We start from the raw sequence: 14,635 nt of genomic DNA, 5'->3' as shown, positions 1-14,635 counted from the left end.
CAGCGACTTTGCGCCGAGCCCCTGTGCCCGGTCTTCGGTCTTCGGTCAGTTGTCGCGGTCGTCTGCGCAGTCCGACTTGCCTGCGGCGTCGCAGGCGCCATCGTCGTCGCTGGACGAGTCGTCGTTCCGGTCGTCGTCGTTGTTGTCGTCCGGACTGTCGTCGGATTCGTCGTCCCGGCCGTCATCCGAGTTGTCGTCCGCACTGTCATCCGAAGCGTCCTGGGACTCCAGCTTGACGCGGCTGGCCACCATCGTGCCGTTGGTCATCGTTCCGTACACCTCGACGCGCACGCCGACGGCCAGTGTGGTGGGGACGGCGCTCGCGTCGACGGGGATACCGTCCACACTGAAGCGGGTGGGGCCCGAGTAGTCGGTCACACGGCCATCGAGTTCGTTGGGGTCGGTGTTGTCGTCGTCGGTGACGTCGTTGTCATCGAACTCGACGCGCCGGGCCTGCAGCCTGCCGTTGACCATCTCGCCCTGAATCTCGACCCGCGTTCCCTTGGCCATGCCCTGGGGCACGGCATTGGAGCCACTGGCATCGACCGGGATGCCGTCCACGCTGAAACTCTGCGGGCTGTCAAAGCTGGTCACCGTGCCCTTGTACGACTTGGCGGTGGTGGTCGTGCTGTCGTTACTGCCGCCGCCGCAGGCGACCAGGCCGGCCATGAGCAATGAGGCCGACAGCAGCCGCAGCCCGGCCAATGGGGAACGGGAGGGGAGCGCGTTGGGGTGGTTCATGATGTTGTGTCCTCTGTGGGTTGTGTTGAAGCGGGCGATCCGAACCCGGGCCGACCATCGGGGTGCCCTCGCACCGCCGCGCAACGATGCGTTCCGTCCCTTAACACCGCCTGAAGCCGTCACGCTTTTTCCGATGTTTACGTTTTGTTGCCTTGCGCGCAAGCCGATTGGAGCGCTGGCCGGCGATACATGTGGTCACACCTGGAGGCCGGGACCGCGGACTACCCTGGGTAGCATTCAGTCGTTCTTTCGTTCACATGGAGACCCTCATGAACACAACACACCGAACCCACATCCTTCGCCCGCTCGTGCTGGCCATCGCCTGTCTGGCCGCAGGCGCCAGCGGGGCCCAACAAGTCACCGTGGACGTGGTGGTCGACCCGGCACCGGTTGTCGATCCGGCCGTCGTGTCAGCGCGGCAGCAGCAGATGGCTCTGCAACTGGCCCGGGCCAACCTGAGCCAGCAGGGCATCACCGAACCCACCACGGCGCAGCTCGCCCTGGCCACCAGCGATGTGCAGGCGCTGCGCGACAGCGGCATGGGCTGGGGCCAGATCGCCAACAGCCTGGGCCTGCGCCTGGGCGCCGTGGTCAGCGCGGCCAACCGGGCCGACAAGGCCGACAAGGCCGATGGCGTGACCGTCGCGGCCACCACCAACCGCCCCGCTACGGCGGGCAGCAAGGCAAAGGGTGGTAACAGCGGCAACAGCAATGCCGGTGGCGGCCAAGGCGCTGGCAACAGCGGCAACCAGGGCGGTGGCTCCAATGCGGGCGGCGGCGGCAACGCCGGCGGTAACTCCGGTAACGGCGGCAAAGGTGGCAACTCCGGCAACGGGGGTGGGAAGGGCGGCGGCAACGGCGGCGGCAAGCGCTGATCCGGCCTGGTGACGCGCTGCGCTCGGGTGCATGCCCGTGATGTGATGCGTTGCCGTTTGGACAGAGCGAGGCGGGTGCCGTCTGCCGTGTGCAGCCCCCGCCTTCCATCATGGTTCTGCTCGCCAGTGACCGATCGGTCACTTTTTTCTTGACCCCATGGGATGGGGCATCACCAAATTACCGATAGGTAATCAACAAGTGCTGAACCTGCTGTGTCTGGATGTGGTGGTGCGGCCCAAATTGCAGTAGACCATCTGATGACCCGGCCCGACACGCTGGACGTGTTCTTAAGCACCGAGTTGTACACCAGACCCGAATTGGCGCTCGATTTCATTGCAGATGCTGAAATCAAAGTTTCAAGTGAAGACTATGAACGAGTCCGAACTGGCTGAAGCCTGGCCTGGGCTGCGACCTGATAGGTTCTACCGCGCCCACTCCGCCCGCAGCACCCCCCCGGTGAGAAACCCGCTGGGCACCTTTTCTTCCCGCTCGAACTTCACCAATCCCTCGCCCTGGCAGTACCACTCGCGGCTGATCAGGGGCACGTCGGTGAAGCCGTTGACCGGGTCGGTGTAGAGATTCAGGCGGGCCTGGCCGACCACGCGCAGGCAGGGCTGGTGGGTGCTGCCGTCGGCGAGCTTCACGCTGTCGTCCACCGCTTCGATGCGCCAGGTCATCTGCGCTTTGTGGGTGTACTTCAGGTCGCGCGGGTGCTCGTTCCTGCGCTGGATCAGGTAGGGCACGGTGGGCGTGGTCCATTCGGTGCCCACTTGGTACGGCGCTTTCAGCACCCAGATCGGTTCGGCGTCTGCCGTGGGCTCGTTGTCGATGTCGGTGCGGGTGGCGATGCGGCGGATGCCTTGATCGTCTGCCTGGAGGTAGTAGCTCACGCCGGCGGAGTGGTGGCGCACGGCGACGGTCTGGTCTTGAAACGTCTCGGGCGGGGTCACACGCAGGGTCCACTGCTCGGGCTCGCGGGGGTCTTCGCTGGTGTAGCGCACGGCGTAGTCCTGCGTTTCGCCTTTGCGCAGGGGGAACCAGTCATTGCCCATGTCGCGACCAGAGCACCCCGACAACAAGGCCAGCGCCAGCCAGGCAGCGGGTGCCCTCCAAATGGCACCACCGGAGCGCGTGTCCGAAACCCAGTCGTACCGTGGAACCGGCTTTGCCGGGCCACAGGTGCGGTCCCCCTCCCGCCAAAGGCGAGAGAGGGGGAAGACGCGAAGCGGCGCAGGGGGTTCCATCATTTTTCCGGGAGTTGGGCGCGCGGCAGATCGGTGAGTTTGATCTCGACTTTGTCGTTGCTCGCTGGCAGCAACCAGGCCAGGCCGCCCTGGCCGCGTTTGGGTTCGGTGCTGCCCATCTGGGTGTTGCCTTCGCGCGCTTTTTTGATGCCGTCGCCGAGGATGCGGTGCAGGTCTTTTTCGTACGGCAGGCGAAACACGCGCGGCATCTCCAGCGGCGCGTTGTCTTTCATGGGGTTGATCCAGATGTAGATGGCGCCTTTGTGGCCGCGGCCGGGGCTGGGCTCGTCGAACACGGCCGAAAGCAGCATGAAGCGCTGGGGCAGGGCGTCGTCGCTCGGCCAGCCGGCGATGCCCTGCAGCGTGTGGTGGCCAAACACATAGAAGCCGCTCACCAGCAGCACCATCGCGCCTTTCACGGCCCAGGGCCAGCGCGTGGCCAGGCACAGGCAGAGCAGCAGGAACGCCAGCAGCGCGTACACCAGCACGAGCAGCAGCAACTGGGAGGAAACGGCAGGGATCATGGTTGTTCTGGTGGGGGTCAGAGGCCGGCGCGTTGAACGATCGTCAGGGGTCGGGTGTTGAGGTCGATGACGTTGCCGCCCTCGTCGATGCTGAAGCGCACGAGGGTGCGCTCGTCGCCTTTGGCGGGGATCTGCTGCGTCCCGGTGTAGACGATCTCGGCCTGCGGGTTGACCTTCACCACCGCCACCGACACGTCCACCGGCAGCTTGTCCTTGCTCTCGTAGTAGTGGGCGTTCACCACGTATTCGCCCGGCACCAGGCCGCGCAGGGTGACGATCTCCTGGCGGATGGGGCTGCTGATCTCGCGGCCGTTGACCAGTACGCTGTTGTTCTTGGCGCCGCGGTCGTCGCGGTCCAGGTGCAGCATGCCGGCGTCGCGCTGGCGGAACCACAGGGTCTTGCCGCCGGGCTCCAGCACCCAGGCGTCGACGTCGTTGGGGTTGTTGTCGGGCCAGGACACGGTGACGATGAACTCGGCCTTGGCCGGCACGTCGCCGGCCTTGCGGGCCTTGGGATTGAACGAGAGCAGGGCGATGACGAAACAGAAGACGAAGGCGATCAACATGTTGAACAACATGTCGTAGAACGGATCGGTCTCGGTGTCACGGACCGCGCGGCCGATCGCCATGGGGAGGCTCCTGCGGTGGGGTGTCGGGCGGCGCGAGGCCGGCGGCCAGGGTGTCGGCCACCAGCGCGTCGGCAAAGCGGTCGAGCCGCATGAGCTGCAGGCCGAGCAGGATGTTGCCGGCCAGGCCGGTGACGGTGGTGAGCAGCGCGATGCCCAGGCCGCCGGTGAGGTTCTTGAGCAGCAGCGACGACTGGCTGGCGTCGAAGCTGTCCATCTGTCCGAGCTGCAGCGCGAGGATGGAAAAACCGATCACCTTGCCGAGCAGGCCGAGCTTGAGCTGGATGCCATTGAGCCACCAGGCCATTTCGTGTGGGCCGTGGGCGCGCTCGCCCAGCACCTGCAGCCAGATGGAATGGTCGGCGCCGGGCAGTGCGCAGCCCTGGTGGTATTCGGCGCTCCAGCCGGTGGGCGCTGCGGTGGGGGACGCCGCGAGCTGCGCATCGAGCCGCAGGCGCTGCTGGCCCAGCACCCAGGCGCGCCGCCCGGCCCAGGCCGAGCAGCCGATGAAGAGCAGCACGATGGTGACGGTCAGGCCCGTCGGATCGGCGTCCACCAGCCGGTGCCAGGCGCCGGCCTGCCACAGCAGCAGGGCACCGAACACCAGCAGGCCCATGTAGGCCAGCCAGAGCAGGAACAGGCCGTGCTCCATGCGCTCCAGCGCGAGCGGGCTGTGGCGTGCGCCGGGAATGCGGCTCACCAGCGCGGCGCCGAGCATGCGGTGGTGTGGGTCGCTGGCGGGCCCGGGTAAGTTCACGGCGCGGGGTGCAGCGCGCGCGATTCGGCGTCGCTGCGGAACACGATGGGGATGTTGCGCCGCGTCGGTGCGTTCTTCACCACCTGCACCACCTTGTGGTGGTGGGCCGACTTGCTGCACACCGGGTCGGTCTCGGTGGCGTCGCCGGTGATCAGAAAGGCCTGGCAGCGGCAACCGCCGAAGTCCTTGTGGCGCTCGTCGCAGCTGCGGCAGGTGGGCTTCATCCAGCTGTCGCCCCGGTAGGCGTTGAAGGCGGTGCTGCGCTGCCAGATGTCGGCGATGGGCGTGTCTTTCACGTTGGGCAGTTGCAGGCCAGGCAGGTCGCGCGCGTTGTGGCAGGGCATGGCCAGACCGTCGGGCGCGATCGAGAGGAACACCGCACCCCAGCCGTTCATGCAGGCCTTGGGCCGCTCTTCAAAATAGTCGGGCACCACGAAGAGAACGCGGCATTTCTGGCCCGAGGACTGGGCGTCCTGCTCGGCGCGGAAGGCATTGACCTCGGCCTCGGCGACCTGCAGCTCTTCGCGCGTGGGCATGAGGTGGTCGCGGTTGATCCAGGCCCAGCCGTAGTACTGCGTGTTGGCAAGTTCCAGGTACTCGGCTTCGAGCGCCACGGCCATCTCGATGATCTTGCGCACGTGCGGCAGGTTGTGCCGGTGCAGCACGCAGTTCATCACCATGGGCCAGTCGTGTTGCTTGATGAGCTTGGCCACGCGCTGCTTGAGTTCGAAGGTCTTGGTGTGGCTGAGAAAGTCGTTCAGCTCCCGGGTGGAGTCCTGGAACGAGAGCTGCACGTGGTCGAGCCCGGCGTCTTTGAGCTTCTGCGCGCGCGCGGGCGTGAGGCCCACACCGGAGGTGATGAGGTTGGTGTAGTAGCCCAGGTGGTGGGCTTCCTGCACCAGTTCTTCCAGGTCGTCGCGCAGCAGCGGCTCGCCACCCGAAAAGCCCAGCTGTGCCGCGCCAAGCTTGCGCGCCTGCGTCATCACGTCCACCCACTGCGCGGTGCTCATCTCGTCGTGGATGTGCGCGTGCTGCGTGGGGTTGTAGCAAAACACGCAGTGCAGCGGGCACTTGTAGGTGAGCTCGGCCAGCAGCCACAGGGGCTGGCCGACGGAGGGGGGGTCAGTCGATCCAGCCACGGCGTTGTCCTTCCTCAAGAAGTGCCAGCACTTCGGGCGCAATGCCTTGCGCGTTGAACGCGGCTTCCAGCTCGGCGACGATGCCGTCGAACGTGCGCACGCCGTCGCAACGCTGCAGGATTTCAGCGGCCGATGGATTGAGCTGCACCATGCCCTCGGGGTACAGCAGCACCCAGCGGCTTTGCGCTTCCTCGTACTGCAGGCGGAAGCGCCGCGAGAGCTTGGGGTGATTCAGAAGCGTGCTCAAGTCAATGTGTGGTCGAACGACCGATGAAGGCGGCGCGAAGAGGGCCCAAGCCCAGCACACGCCGAAGATCCGGCTTTGCCGGGCCAAAGGCGTGGTCCCCCTGGGGGGAAGACGCGAAGCGGCGCAGGGGGGCGTCGTTCACTGACAGGCTTTCTCTATCGCGTCCAGCATCGTCCACAAAATGTCCAGCTTGAACTGCAGGATGTCCAGCGCGTGGTGCTGGGCCTGCCGGGTCTGGAAGTGCGCCAGCGTGACCTGCAGGCCGTGTTTGACGTCGCGCGTGGCCAGCGGAATGCGGTTGCGGAAATAGGCCAGTCCATCGGACTCGATCCACGGGTAGTGCGTGGGCCAGGTGGCGAGCCGGTCCTTGTGGATCTGCGGCGCGAACATCTCGGTGAGCGAGGAGCACACGGCTTCCTGCCACGGTGCCTTGGCCGCGAAGTTCACGTAGGCATCGCAGGCGAAACGCACCGCGGGCACCACGCCCTGCAGCGACCACAGGTCTTCGCGCGAGATGCCGACCGCTTCGCCCAGCCGCGTCCAGGCCTCGATGCCGCCCGCGGCCGAGCCCTCGTAGTCGCCATGGCCGTCGTGGTCCAGGATGCGCTCCAGCCACAGCCGGCGGTGCGCGCGGTCGGGCATGTTGGCGAGGATGGCGGCGTCCTTGCGCGGAATGCAGATCTGGTAATAGAAGCGGTTGGCCACCCAGCAGCGGATCTCGTCGGGCGTGCAGCCGCCGGCGTTCATGCGCACGTTGAACGGGTGGTGGATGTGGTACGCGCGGCCCTTGTCGCGCAACTGCGCTTCGAAGGCTTCGGGGCTCCAGGCGGGCAGGTGGCTGTCGGTGCGGATGGCTTGGGCGATTTCCACGATCAGGTTCCTATGTCAACGTGTAGTTCAAGGTGGGGTTCGAGGCGCGATGCCTTGTCCAACACACACCGTGGAGCCGGCTTTGCCGGGCCACTGGTGTGGTCCCCCTGCAGGGGGGAAGACGCGAAGCGGCGCAGGGGGTCATATCTCAATGTCCATGCCGTCGTGGGCGACTTCGATGCCGTGCGCCGTGAGTTCGGCGCGTTCGTCGGAGTCTTCCACCAGCATGGGGTTGGTGTTGTTGATGTGGATGAGGATCTTGCGCACGTGGGCGGGCAGGCGGTCGAGCTGTTCGACCATGCCGCCCGGCCCGCTTTGCGGCAGGTGGCCCAGGTCGATGGCGCTCTTGCTGTGCAGGCCCATGCGCTGCATTTCGTCGTTGGTCCAGAAGGTGCCGTCGACCATCACCACCGAACAACCGGCCATCAGTTCCAGCAGCGCGGGCGTGATCTCGCCCAGGCCAGGCGCGTAGAACACACGCTGGCCGTTCAGCGGGTTGGTGATCACCAGGCCGATGTTGTCGCCCGGGCGCGGGTTGCCGCGAAACGGTGAATACGGCGGCGGCTTGGACGAGAGCGACACGCACTGTAACTGCACGTCGGGCAGGCCGGGCACGGGCAGCGTGCGGCCGTCGATGGGCAGCTCGTGGCGGTCCACGCCGCAGAAGTGCGAGAGGATGCGCGTGATGGGAAAACCGTCGGACAGGTCAGAGAGCACCTCGGGCGTGGCCAGCAGGGGCAGCGGCGTCTGGCGCTCGCGCAGCATCAAGAGGCCGGTGACGTGGTCGATCTGCGCGTCGATCAGCAGCACGGCGGCGATGCCGCTGTCGCGGATGGCGCGGGCCGGTTGCAGCTCGGGGGTGTCGCGGATCTGGGTCAGGATGTCGGGCGAGGCGTTGACCAGCAGCCAGTCGCTGCCGTTGGCGCTGACCGCGATGGACGACTGCGTGCGCGCACGCGCCTTGAGCGTGCCGCGGCGAAAGCCGTCACAGTTGGGGCAGTTGCAGTTCCACTGCGGGAAGCCCCCACCGGCGGACGATCCGAGAACCCGTATGCGCATGTCAGTTCACCGTGGAAAGGAACAAAAAAAGCGCACGTGTGGTTCACCCGTGCGCCCCGATCACATCAGCCAGCGCTCAGCGGTTGGCGATGTACATCGTGATTTCGAAGCCGAAACGCAGGTCGGTGAAAGCGGGGGTGGTCCATTGCATGGTGTGTCTCCAGTAGAGTGGGTTGGCATGAAACATGTCTGCGAACTTGTCAGCACCTCTGTACCTCAAGCCGCCACCATGTTCAGCAATATCGATGCCACGAAAGACCTTCCTAGGGACAACCCTGAGGCGGGGTCCGTCGCGGGTCGGCGTAGCGCCTGGCCGTTGCCGGCCTACCTGTCCGTCGGGCGCGGTCACCGCATGGCTTACCGCACCGTGGGTAACGCGCGTGGCGAGCCCTGGCTGCTGGTGCACGGCGGCCCCGGCAGCGGTTGCCAGCCGGGCATGCTCGCGCCGCTGGACCTGGCGCGCCAGTGGGCGATCGCACCCGATCAGCGGGGCTGCGGGGCCAGTCGTCCCAGAGGGAAAACCGCCGCCAGCACCACCCATGCGCTGGTGGCCGATCTGGAGGCGCTGCGGCGGCATCTGGGCGTCGAGCGCTGGTCGCTGCTGGCGGGTTCGTGGGGCACGGTGGTGGCGCTGGCCTATGCGCAGGCACACCCGCAGCGGGTGCAGCGCCTGGTGTTGCGCGGCGCATTCGCGCTCACCCGGCGCGAGGTGGGTGGTCTGCTGCAACCGTCTCGCCGGCTGCGGCAAACCCTCGGCCGCGAGGCCGCCTGGCCCGCAGCACCGGGTGTGTCACTGCCCGCGACGCTGGCCAGGTTGAGACAACTGCTTCAAAGTGGAACACCCGGTGTTGCAGGCCTGCGCGTGTTGCGCCGCTGGGGCTTGCTGGAGTCGGTGGCGGCGGGCTTGGGCATGCGGCGCAGCCTGCGCCACGCCACCGGGCCGGATCGCGCCGAACTGGCCGCCGCGATCCGGCGCGACTGGGCGCAACTGCGACGCCGGCAACGGTGCGCGCAGGCACGGGGACACCGGCCGGGCTGGGACCACAGCGAGCGCGCCGCGCTGGACAAATACCGCGTCCAGGCGCACTACCTGCGGCATCGCGGCTTTGTGCGGCCCGGCGAGCTCGACCGCGCGGTGCTGCTGCTGGCACAGCGGGGTGTGCCGGTGGACTGGGTGCACGGCCGTTTCGACGCCATCTGCCCGCCGCAGAACAGCCGCGCCTGGGCCGCCCTGGGCCGTCGACTGGCGCCGCAACAGGTCACACTGACCGAGCCCTTGAGCGGCCACCTGGGGACCGAGCCGGGCATGCTCGCGAGCTTGCGTGCGGTGGTGCGGAGACAAGGATGAAGGCGCTTCCCCTACGCGCTCACCGCTGCGCCCGGCACGCCGGCTCTGCGATGCGTGCCGTGCTGCGCCGCTGGTTGATTGCGCTGCTGTGCTTCGGCGGCTTCGTCGTGCCCGCGCTCGCGGCCGACCCGCCGGTGGCCTGCAAGGCGGTCGATGCTGTGTCCTGGCAACCGGTGGCGCCGGGCATCTGGGTCTGGCCTGCGGCGGAGAACGGCGAGGTGTCGCCCGCCAATGGCGGCCATGTGCTGACCACCAGCGTGGTGATCGACGGCGGCGAGGCGTTGGTGATCGACCCCGGCCCCAGCCACCGCCACGGCCTGCGCCTGCGGCACTCGCTGGCCTGCCGCTTCCAGGCCCGGGTGCGCTGGATCGTCAACACCCACGCGCACGCGGAAAACGTGCTCGCCAACTCGGCCTTTGCCGACCTGCTGGAGGTTGGCCAGCTCGAGATACTGGCCAGCGCGGCCACGCGCGACGCCATGCAGCGGCGCTGCCCGGACTGCCTGGCCAGCCTGAGCGCGAAGGTCGGGGCCGACACGATGGCGGGCACACAGATCGTGCTGCCCAGCCGGACGTTGGCCGAAGGCGAGGTCTTGCGCGTGGGGCGGCACCGCCTGCGGGTGATGCGCATCGAGCAGGGCCACACCGAAGGCGATCTGGTGCTGTGGAGCGCGCGCGAGCGCGTGTTGTGGGCCGGCGGGCTGGTGGTCGGCGAGCGCGTGCCCGAACTGGCCCAGGGCAGTGTGGACGGCTGGCTTGCGGCACTGGAGCGGCTGACCGCGCTGCGCCCGCGGAAGGTGCTGGGTACGGTATGGTCCCTCGCTCCCACAGTTGGCGAGCCACCGCCTGCGCTGGGAGCCACAGAAAGCTATCTGAAGGCCCTGCGCGTGCGCGTGCTGCAAGCCATGGACGAGGGCCACCAGCCGCAGGACACGGCCTGGGGCGAGCTACCGGCCTACCGCATCTGGGCTGGCTACAGCGAGCGCCACGGCTTCAATCTGCAGCGCGCCTGGCGCGAACTGGAGCCGGTATGGATGGGGATGAGTGATCCCCCCGCGCCGCCTGCGGCGTCACCCCCGAGGGGCGGTGCGAGTGGCCCGGCAAAGCCGGTTCCACCGCACCCTGACACAAGACCTTCCGCGCCGGAAGCGCGCTGATTTTCGTTAGCGCTGGAAGTCACAAGACATCCGGTGGTAATTGGTCCTTCTTGCGGTAGATCGTGTTGCGCGACACCCCCAGCGCCTTGGCCGCGGCCGACACGTTGCCTTTGTGCAGCCGCAGCATCTGCGCCATGGCACTCAGGGCCACGTCCTGCAGCCGGCCGCCCTCGGCGATGGGCTCGGGCATCGGGGCGGTGCTGGGCATGTCGGGCAGGGGTGGTGCTGATGCGATGTGGCCGGCGAAGCGTGCTGGAATCGGGTTGGGCAGGCCGTGCTCCAGCTCTTCCAGGAAATCGTCGGGCAGGTGGCCCATTTCGATCGAGCCCTGGCAACCCACCATGACCACAGCCGTGCGCAGCAGGTTGTGCAGCTGGCGGAAGTTGCCCGGCCAGTGGTAGCGCTTGAACAGGTCCATGACCTGGGCCGAGATGCCGATCTGGGCGCCGTTTTCGCACAGGGTGTGCAGGATCTTCTTCACCACGAGCTCGAAGTCCGTGCGTTCGCGCAGCGCGGGCAACCGCACCACCAGACCGTTGAGGCGGTAATAGAGGTCTTCGCGGAAGTCGCCGCGCGCGATCATGTCTTTGATGTTCTTGTGGGTGGCGCAGACCACGGCCACGTCCACGTCCACTTCCTTGCCCGCCCCCAGCGGGCTGACCCGGCGCTCCTGCAACACGCGCAGCAGCCGCGCCTGCAGGTGCTTGGGCATGTCGCCGATCTCGTCGAGGAACAGCGTGCCGCCGTGGGCCTGCAGGATCTTGCCGATGGAGCCCTTCTTGCGCGCGCCGGTGAACGCGCCTTCTTCGTAGCCGAACAGCTCGGACTCGATCAGCGTTTCGGGAATGGAGGCGCAGTTCACCGACACGAAGGGCTGCGCCGAACGCGGCGAGTCGCCGTGGATGGCCTGGGCCAGCAGGTCTTTGCCGGTGCCGGTCTCGCCCAGGATCATCACCGGGATGTCCTTGCCCGAGACCATGCGCAGCTTGTGGATCACGTTGGACACCTGGGGGTCGCCCGTGTCCAGGTAGTGCAGGGTGGAAAACTGTGTCTTCTTGACGCTGTGCCTGAAGGGCGCGGCCGTCGCGCCGGCCGGGGCCTCGGCCGCCGGTTCCTGGGCCTGCCCCATGGGTTTGGCCGCGGACCAGGGGTTGGCCTGCTTGATCTTGACGCGGCACCACACCGACACCCCGTTGTGCAGACACAGCTGCTTCGGATTCGGCATGGCACCGCTGAACAGCTCGAACAGGGCCGAGATCGGCAGACCAAACAGCGAGGAAAAGGTGTGGGCCTTGAGGGCAGCGAAGGGCAGGCCGATCTGGAACTGCCCGCTGCGGTTGGCCGAGATGAAACGGCCCTCGGGCGAAAACACCGCGATGCTTTCGACCAGGGTGCCCAGGAACTCGGAGCGGGTGTGGAAGTGGATGCGGATCGCCTTGGGGAAGATGTCGGCGAACATGTGGTTCTCGATCATCTGCGCCGACATGCGCACCAGCGCCAGCGTGTGCTGGTGAAAGCTGCGGTGGTCGCCGGTGACGTCGAGCGCGCCGATCACCTGGCCGTAGGGGTCGAAGATGGGCGCGGCGGAGCAGGTGAGGAACTTGTTGGCGTTCAGGTAGTGCTGGTTGCCGTGCACCGTGAGCGCTTCTTCTTCGGTCAGCGCGGTGCCGATGGCGTTGGTGCCCTTGGTCTGTTCGGACCAGTCCATACCCGGCGTAAGCGCCACGCGCGAGGCTTTCTCCAGGAAATCGGTGTCGCCCAACGAGTGCAGCACCATGCCCTTGGCCGAGGTCAGCAGCACCATGCTGTGGGTGTTGACAATCTGGTCGTACAGCGTCTCCATGACGGGCGCGGCGTGCTGGAACAGAAAACGGTTTTCGTCCAGGGCCTCGGTCAGCACCGAGCGGCCCGGGCTGGAAAAGTCGGGCTCGGTGTTGGCGGTGATGCCGTACGCCTCGGACCGCTGGTGCGACTGCGCAATCAGGTCCGGCCCCGCCTCGGTGGAGGCGGCAGGCGGCGCAGGCCCGGCGCCGCTCCCGAGGGGGCGCGTGTACATGGCGGCACTCATGTCGTCTCCTGGGTCCGAGGGAAGTCCCCCCCAGTAATGCATCGGCCATCGCGGATCTTGCGAGGCCTCCCGGGGTGCTGTCTCGTCGGTTTCTGGCTTGTTTTGGCTCATGCAATTCTCATCGGTTATGTCCCGCGAATCAACACTGGTAATCCCGGTGTGAAACAGCGTGTACCTGTTGTCTCCAGCAGGGACATAGCAAGTACCCCGCCACCGCACAGGAGCGGGGCACTCACCCGCAAAGCGGAGGGGAATGTCCCGGTGCCAGTGTCACGTGAGCTGTCTCTCACGGCGCAACTGATTCAATTTGGAACACTTTGCGAGGCCAGGCCTCGCAGGGCGAATGCGCGTCACGGCGGGGCCTGCGGGCGCGATGGCGTTGGTGGCCTGCTATTTGCTACCCACAAGCTTGATTCACCCTGACAACCGGAGACAAGCCCCATGAAATTCCTTTCCTTCACCCCTCCCGCGCGCGGCGCATTGCGTGTCGTCGCCCTGGCCGCCAGCGCCCTCGTGACCGCCGCCGTCATGGCGCACGGCGATGTGACGCCCCAGGCCGTGGACACCAGCACGCTGCCGCAGCTCGGCGCCAAGTGGCTCGACGCCAACCCCTACAACGAACAGAACCCGGCCCGCGGCGAAGCCTTGCGCATCGGCACCTCGGCCTACAACCAGAACTGCGCCCGTTGCCATGGGCTCGAAGCCATCTCGGGTGGTATCTCGCCCGACCTGCGCAAGCTCGACAGCGACTGCACCGGCTTCGCCGACGCCGAGAAGAAGGCGGCCTGCTTCAAGGAGATGGACGACTACTTCCTCGCCACCGTGCGGCGCGGGCGCGTGCGCGACGGCCGGGTCTACATGCCCCCGTTCGAAGGCACGCTGTCGCAGGAAGCCATCTGGTCGATCCGCACCTATATCGAAACCCGCCGCGAACCCTGAGCGCCCGAGCGTCCACGGGGCGGGTCCGCTCGCCCCGTCCGGGCGGCCCGGCGCCGTCCGATCCATCGTCCAACGCAGAGCCGGCGCAGACCGGCCTTCCCCCAACGGAGACAGACACCATGCCCACCCCGCGAATCGTTTCAAGCCGCGCCACCTCGGCGCTCAACCGTCGTCAATGGCTGGGCGTTGCGCTGCTGCCCCTGCTGGCCACGGCATCGCCGTTGCAGGCCCAGACCGAACTCAGCGACCTGGCCCGCATCCGCGCCAGCGGCGCGCTCAAGGTCGCGGTGTACAAGGACAACGCGCCGTTTTCCGATGGCGCCGTGACCGACATGCAGGGGCTGGACGTGGCGCTGGCCGAAGCCCTGGCCCGGCAACTGGGCCTCAAGCTCTCGCTGCTGCCCTTCGATGCCGGCGAGAACATGGGGGATGACCTGCGCAACATGGTCTGGAAAGGGCACTACCTGGGCTACGGCCCGGCCGACGTGATGCTGCAGGTGCCCGCCGACAAATACCTGGCGCAGAAGAACCCCCAGGTGATGATCCTGGCGCCGTACATGCGGCAGTCGCTGGTGCTGGTGCACGACACGCGGCGCCTGGCCAGCGCGGCGGCGCCCGAAGACCTCAAGGGCCTGCCGCTGGCGGCCGAGCGCGGCGCGGGCGCGGCCAGCGTGCTCATGGGCTATGGCGGGGGGCTGCTGCGCACGCAGGTTTCGATCCACAACACCGGCATCGAAGCCGCGCAGGCGGCGGTGGACGGCAAGGCGGTGGCGGCCTTTGTGACGCGGGCGCAGGCGGAAGCGGTGCTGTTCCGCAACTCGGACGCCGCAGCCAGCTTCCGCATCAGCAAGCTCAACTTCAACAACGGCATCGCCGACACCGGCTGGCCCGTGGCCATGGCGATCAAGTCGGCGAACAAGGAGCTGGGCCAGGCCCTCGAAGCCGCGATGAAATCCCTGCGCGACAGCGGCGAGCTGCTGAAGATCTTCCAGCAGAACGGGTTGACGCTCACAGCCCCATGACAATGCCCCCCCCCCCCC

16 protein-coding genes are annotated in these 14,635 nt (G+C 67.3%); 5 read left to right on the top strand and 11 right to left on the bottom strand.

Features of this window, described 5'->3' with window-relative positions; all coding sequences use genetic code 11:
- Nucleotides 1-45: 45 nt before the first annotated feature.
- The gene (locus tag HTA01S_RS25075) at nucleotides 46-741 is read right to left on the bottom strand and encodes a DUF5666 domain-containing protein (protein ID WP_157571956.1); all 696 of its coding nucleotides are present in this window, start codon (nucleotides 739-741) and stop codon (nucleotides 46-48) included.
- A 269-nt stretch (nucleotides 742-1,010) separates the two neighbouring features.
- Between HTA01S_RS25075 and HTA01S_RS03250 the strand changes: the two genes are divergently transcribed.
- The gene (locus HTA01S_RS03250) at nucleotides 1,011-1,616 is read left to right on the top strand and encodes a hypothetical protein (protein WP_068167160.1); all 606 of its coding nucleotides are present in this window, start codon (nucleotides 1,011-1,013) and stop codon (nucleotides 1,614-1,616) included.
- Nucleotides 1,617-2,039: 423 nt separating this feature from the next.
- Here HTA01S_RS03250 and HTA01S_RS03245 read toward each other — a convergent pair whose 3' ends face one another.
- From HTA01S_RS03245 to pqqA, 9 genes are all read right to left on the bottom strand, one after another.
- A complete protein-coding gene (locus tag HTA01S_RS03245; RefSeq protein WP_068167159.1) occupies nucleotides 2,040-2,669 on the bottom strand; it encodes a hypothetical protein in 630 nt (209 codons plus the stop codon).
- Between the two features lie 191 nt (nucleotides 2,670-2,860).
- Nucleotides 2,861-3,385 carry a hypothetical protein gene (locus HTA01S_RS03240; RefSeq protein WP_245637990.1) on the bottom strand — a complete coding sequence of 175 codons (525 nt, stop codon included), beginning with the start codon at nucleotides 3,383-3,385 and terminating at the stop codon, nucleotides 2,861-2,863.
- A gap of 17 nt (nucleotides 3,386-3,402) precedes the next feature.
- Nucleotides 3,403-4,014, bottom strand: coding sequence for a hypothetical protein (locus HTA01S_RS03235; protein WP_068167158.1), 612 nt, complete (start codon nucleotides 4,012-4,014; stop codon nucleotides 3,403-3,405).
- Nucleotides 3,989-4,768, bottom strand: coding sequence for a hypothetical protein (locus HTA01S_RS03230; protein WP_245637989.1), 780 nt, complete (start codon nucleotides 4,766-4,768; stop codon nucleotides 3,989-3,991). Before HTA01S_RS03230 ends, HTA01S_RS03235 begins: the two co-directional genes overlap by 26 nt.
- Nucleotides 4,765-5,907: a pyrroloquinoline quinone biosynthesis protein PqqE gene (pqqE, locus tag HTA01S_RS03225; RefSeq protein WP_068167157.1), complete on the bottom strand. Its 1,143-nt coding sequence runs from the start codon at nucleotides 5,905-5,907 to the stop codon at nucleotides 4,765-4,767. The genes HTA01S_RS03230 and pqqE overlap by 4 nt, the downstream gene beginning before the upstream one ends.
- Entirely contained in the window at nucleotides 5,891-6,160 is a 270-nt protein-coding gene (pqqD, locus tag HTA01S_RS03220; protein ID WP_157571963.1) for a pyrroloquinoline quinone biosynthesis peptide chaperone PqqD, read from the bottom strand. The genes pqqE and pqqD overlap by 17 nt, the downstream gene beginning before the upstream one ends.
- 132 nt (nucleotides 6,161-6,292) lie before the next feature.
- The gene (pqqC, locus tag HTA01S_RS03215) at nucleotides 6,293-7,024 is read right to left on the bottom strand and encodes a pyrroloquinoline-quinone synthase PqqC (protein ID WP_084235816.1); all 732 of its coding nucleotides are present in this window, start codon (nucleotides 7,022-7,024) and stop codon (nucleotides 6,293-6,295) included.
- A 141-nt stretch (nucleotides 7,025-7,165) separates the two neighbouring features.
- A complete protein-coding gene (gene pqqB / locus HTA01S_RS03210; RefSeq protein ID WP_068167154.1) occupies nucleotides 7,166-8,083 on the bottom strand; it encodes a pyrroloquinoline quinone biosynthesis protein PqqB in 918 nt (305 codons plus the stop codon).
- Nucleotides 8,084-8,159: 76 nt separating this feature from the next.
- Nucleotides 8,160-8,234, bottom strand: a complete 75-nt coding sequence (pqqA, locus tag HTA01S_RS03205) for a pyrroloquinoline quinone precursor peptide PqqA (RefSeq protein WP_068167214.1) — start codon at nucleotides 8,232-8,234, stop codon at nucleotides 8,160-8,162.
- Between the two features lie 201 nt (nucleotides 8,235-8,435).
- Between pqqA and HTA01S_RS03200 the strand changes: the two genes are divergently transcribed.
- Both HTA01S_RS03200 and HTA01S_RS03195 read left to right on the top strand, forming a co-directional pair.
- Nucleotides 8,436-9,431 carry an alpha/beta fold hydrolase gene (locus tag HTA01S_RS03200; protein ID WP_169804738.1) on the top strand — a complete coding sequence of 332 codons (996 nt, stop codon included), beginning with the start codon at nucleotides 8,436-8,438 and terminating at the stop codon, nucleotides 9,429-9,431.
- Nucleotides 9,428-10,588 (top strand): MBL fold metallo-hydrolase, encoded by a 1,161-nt coding sequence (locus HTA01S_RS03195; RefSeq protein WP_157571955.1) that lies wholly within the window; start codon nucleotides 9,428-9,430, stop codon nucleotides 10,586-10,588. Before HTA01S_RS03200 ends, HTA01S_RS03195 begins: the two co-directional genes overlap by 4 nt.
- A gap of 19 nt (nucleotides 10,589-10,607) precedes the next feature.
- Here HTA01S_RS03195 and HTA01S_RS03190 read toward each other — a convergent pair whose 3' ends face one another.
- A complete protein-coding gene (locus HTA01S_RS03190) occupies nucleotides 10,608-12,656 on the bottom strand; it encodes a sigma-54-dependent Fis family transcriptional regulator (RefSeq protein ID WP_068167151.1) in 2,049 nt (682 codons plus the stop codon).
- A gap of 441 nt (nucleotides 12,657-13,097) precedes the next feature.
- On the opposite strand from HTA01S_RS03190, the gene pedF reads away from it, so the two are divergent.
- The gene (gene pedF / locus HTA01S_RS03185) at nucleotides 13,098-13,595 is read left to right on the top strand and encodes a cytochrome c-550 PedF (protein WP_068167150.1); all 498 of its coding nucleotides are present in this window, start codon (nucleotides 13,098-13,100) and stop codon (nucleotides 13,593-13,595) included.
- Nucleotides 13,596-13,714: 119 nt separating this feature from the next.
- Nucleotides 13,715-14,617: a substrate-binding periplasmic protein gene (locus HTA01S_RS03180; protein ID WP_068167149.1), complete on the top strand. Its 903-nt coding sequence runs from the start codon at nucleotides 13,715-13,717 to the stop codon at nucleotides 14,615-14,617.
- Nucleotides 14,618-14,635 lie beyond the last annotated feature (18 nt).

Origin of the sequence: Hydrogenophaga taeniospiralis CCUG 15921 (assembly GCF_001592305.1) — a bacterium.
Lineage (GTDB): Bacteria > Pseudomonadota > Gammaproteobacteria > Burkholderiales > Burkholderiaceae_C > Hydrogenophaga > Hydrogenophaga taeniospiralis.
This window is presented reverse-complemented; position numbering and strand designations above follow the sequence as displayed.

Bases quoted from the DNA above. Each gene is read 5' to 3' on its own strand.
- HTA01S_RS03200 (WP_169804738.1), top strand. From the start codon at position 8,436: ATGGCTTACCGCACCGTGGGTAACGCGCGTGGCGAGCCCTGGCTGCTG.
- pqqB (WP_068167154.1), bottom strand. From the start codon at position 8,083: ATGCGCATACGGGTTCTCGGATCGTCCGCCGGTGGGGGCTTCCCGCAG.
- HTA01S_RS03250 (WP_068167160.1), top strand. From the start codon at position 1,011: ATGAACACAACACACCGAACCCACATCCTTCGCCCGCTCGTGCTGGCC.
- HTA01S_RS03245 (WP_068167159.1), bottom strand. From the start codon at position 2,669: ATGGGCAATGACTGGTTCCCCCTGCGCAAAGGCGAAACGCAGGACTAC.
- HTA01S_RS25075 (WP_157571956.1), bottom strand. From the start codon at position 741: ATGAACCACCCCAACGCGCTCCCCTCCCGTTCCCCATTGGCCGGGCTG.
- HTA01S_RS03235 (WP_068167158.1), bottom strand. From the start codon at position 4,014: ATGGCGATCGGCCGCGCGGTCCGTGACACCGAGACCGATCCGTTCTAC.
- HTA01S_RS03240 (WP_245637990.1), bottom strand. From the start codon at position 3,385: ATGATCCCTGCCGTTTCCTCCCAGTTGCTGCTGCTCGTGCTGGTGTAC.
- HTA01S_RS03195 (WP_157571955.1), top strand. From the start codon at position 9,428: ATGAAGGCGCTTCCCCTACGCGCTCACCGCTGCGCCCGGCACGCCGGC.
- HTA01S_RS03190 (WP_068167151.1), bottom strand. From the start codon at position 12,656: ATGAGTGCCGCCATGTACACGCGCCCCCTCGGGAGCGGCGCCGGGCCT.
- pedF (WP_068167150.1), top strand. From the start codon at position 13,098: ATGAAATTCCTTTCCTTCACCCCTCCCGCGCGCGGCGCATTGCGTGTC.
- HTA01S_RS03180 (WP_068167149.1), top strand. From the start codon at position 13,715: ATGCCCACCCCGCGAATCGTTTCAAGCCGCGCCACCTCGGCGCTCAAC.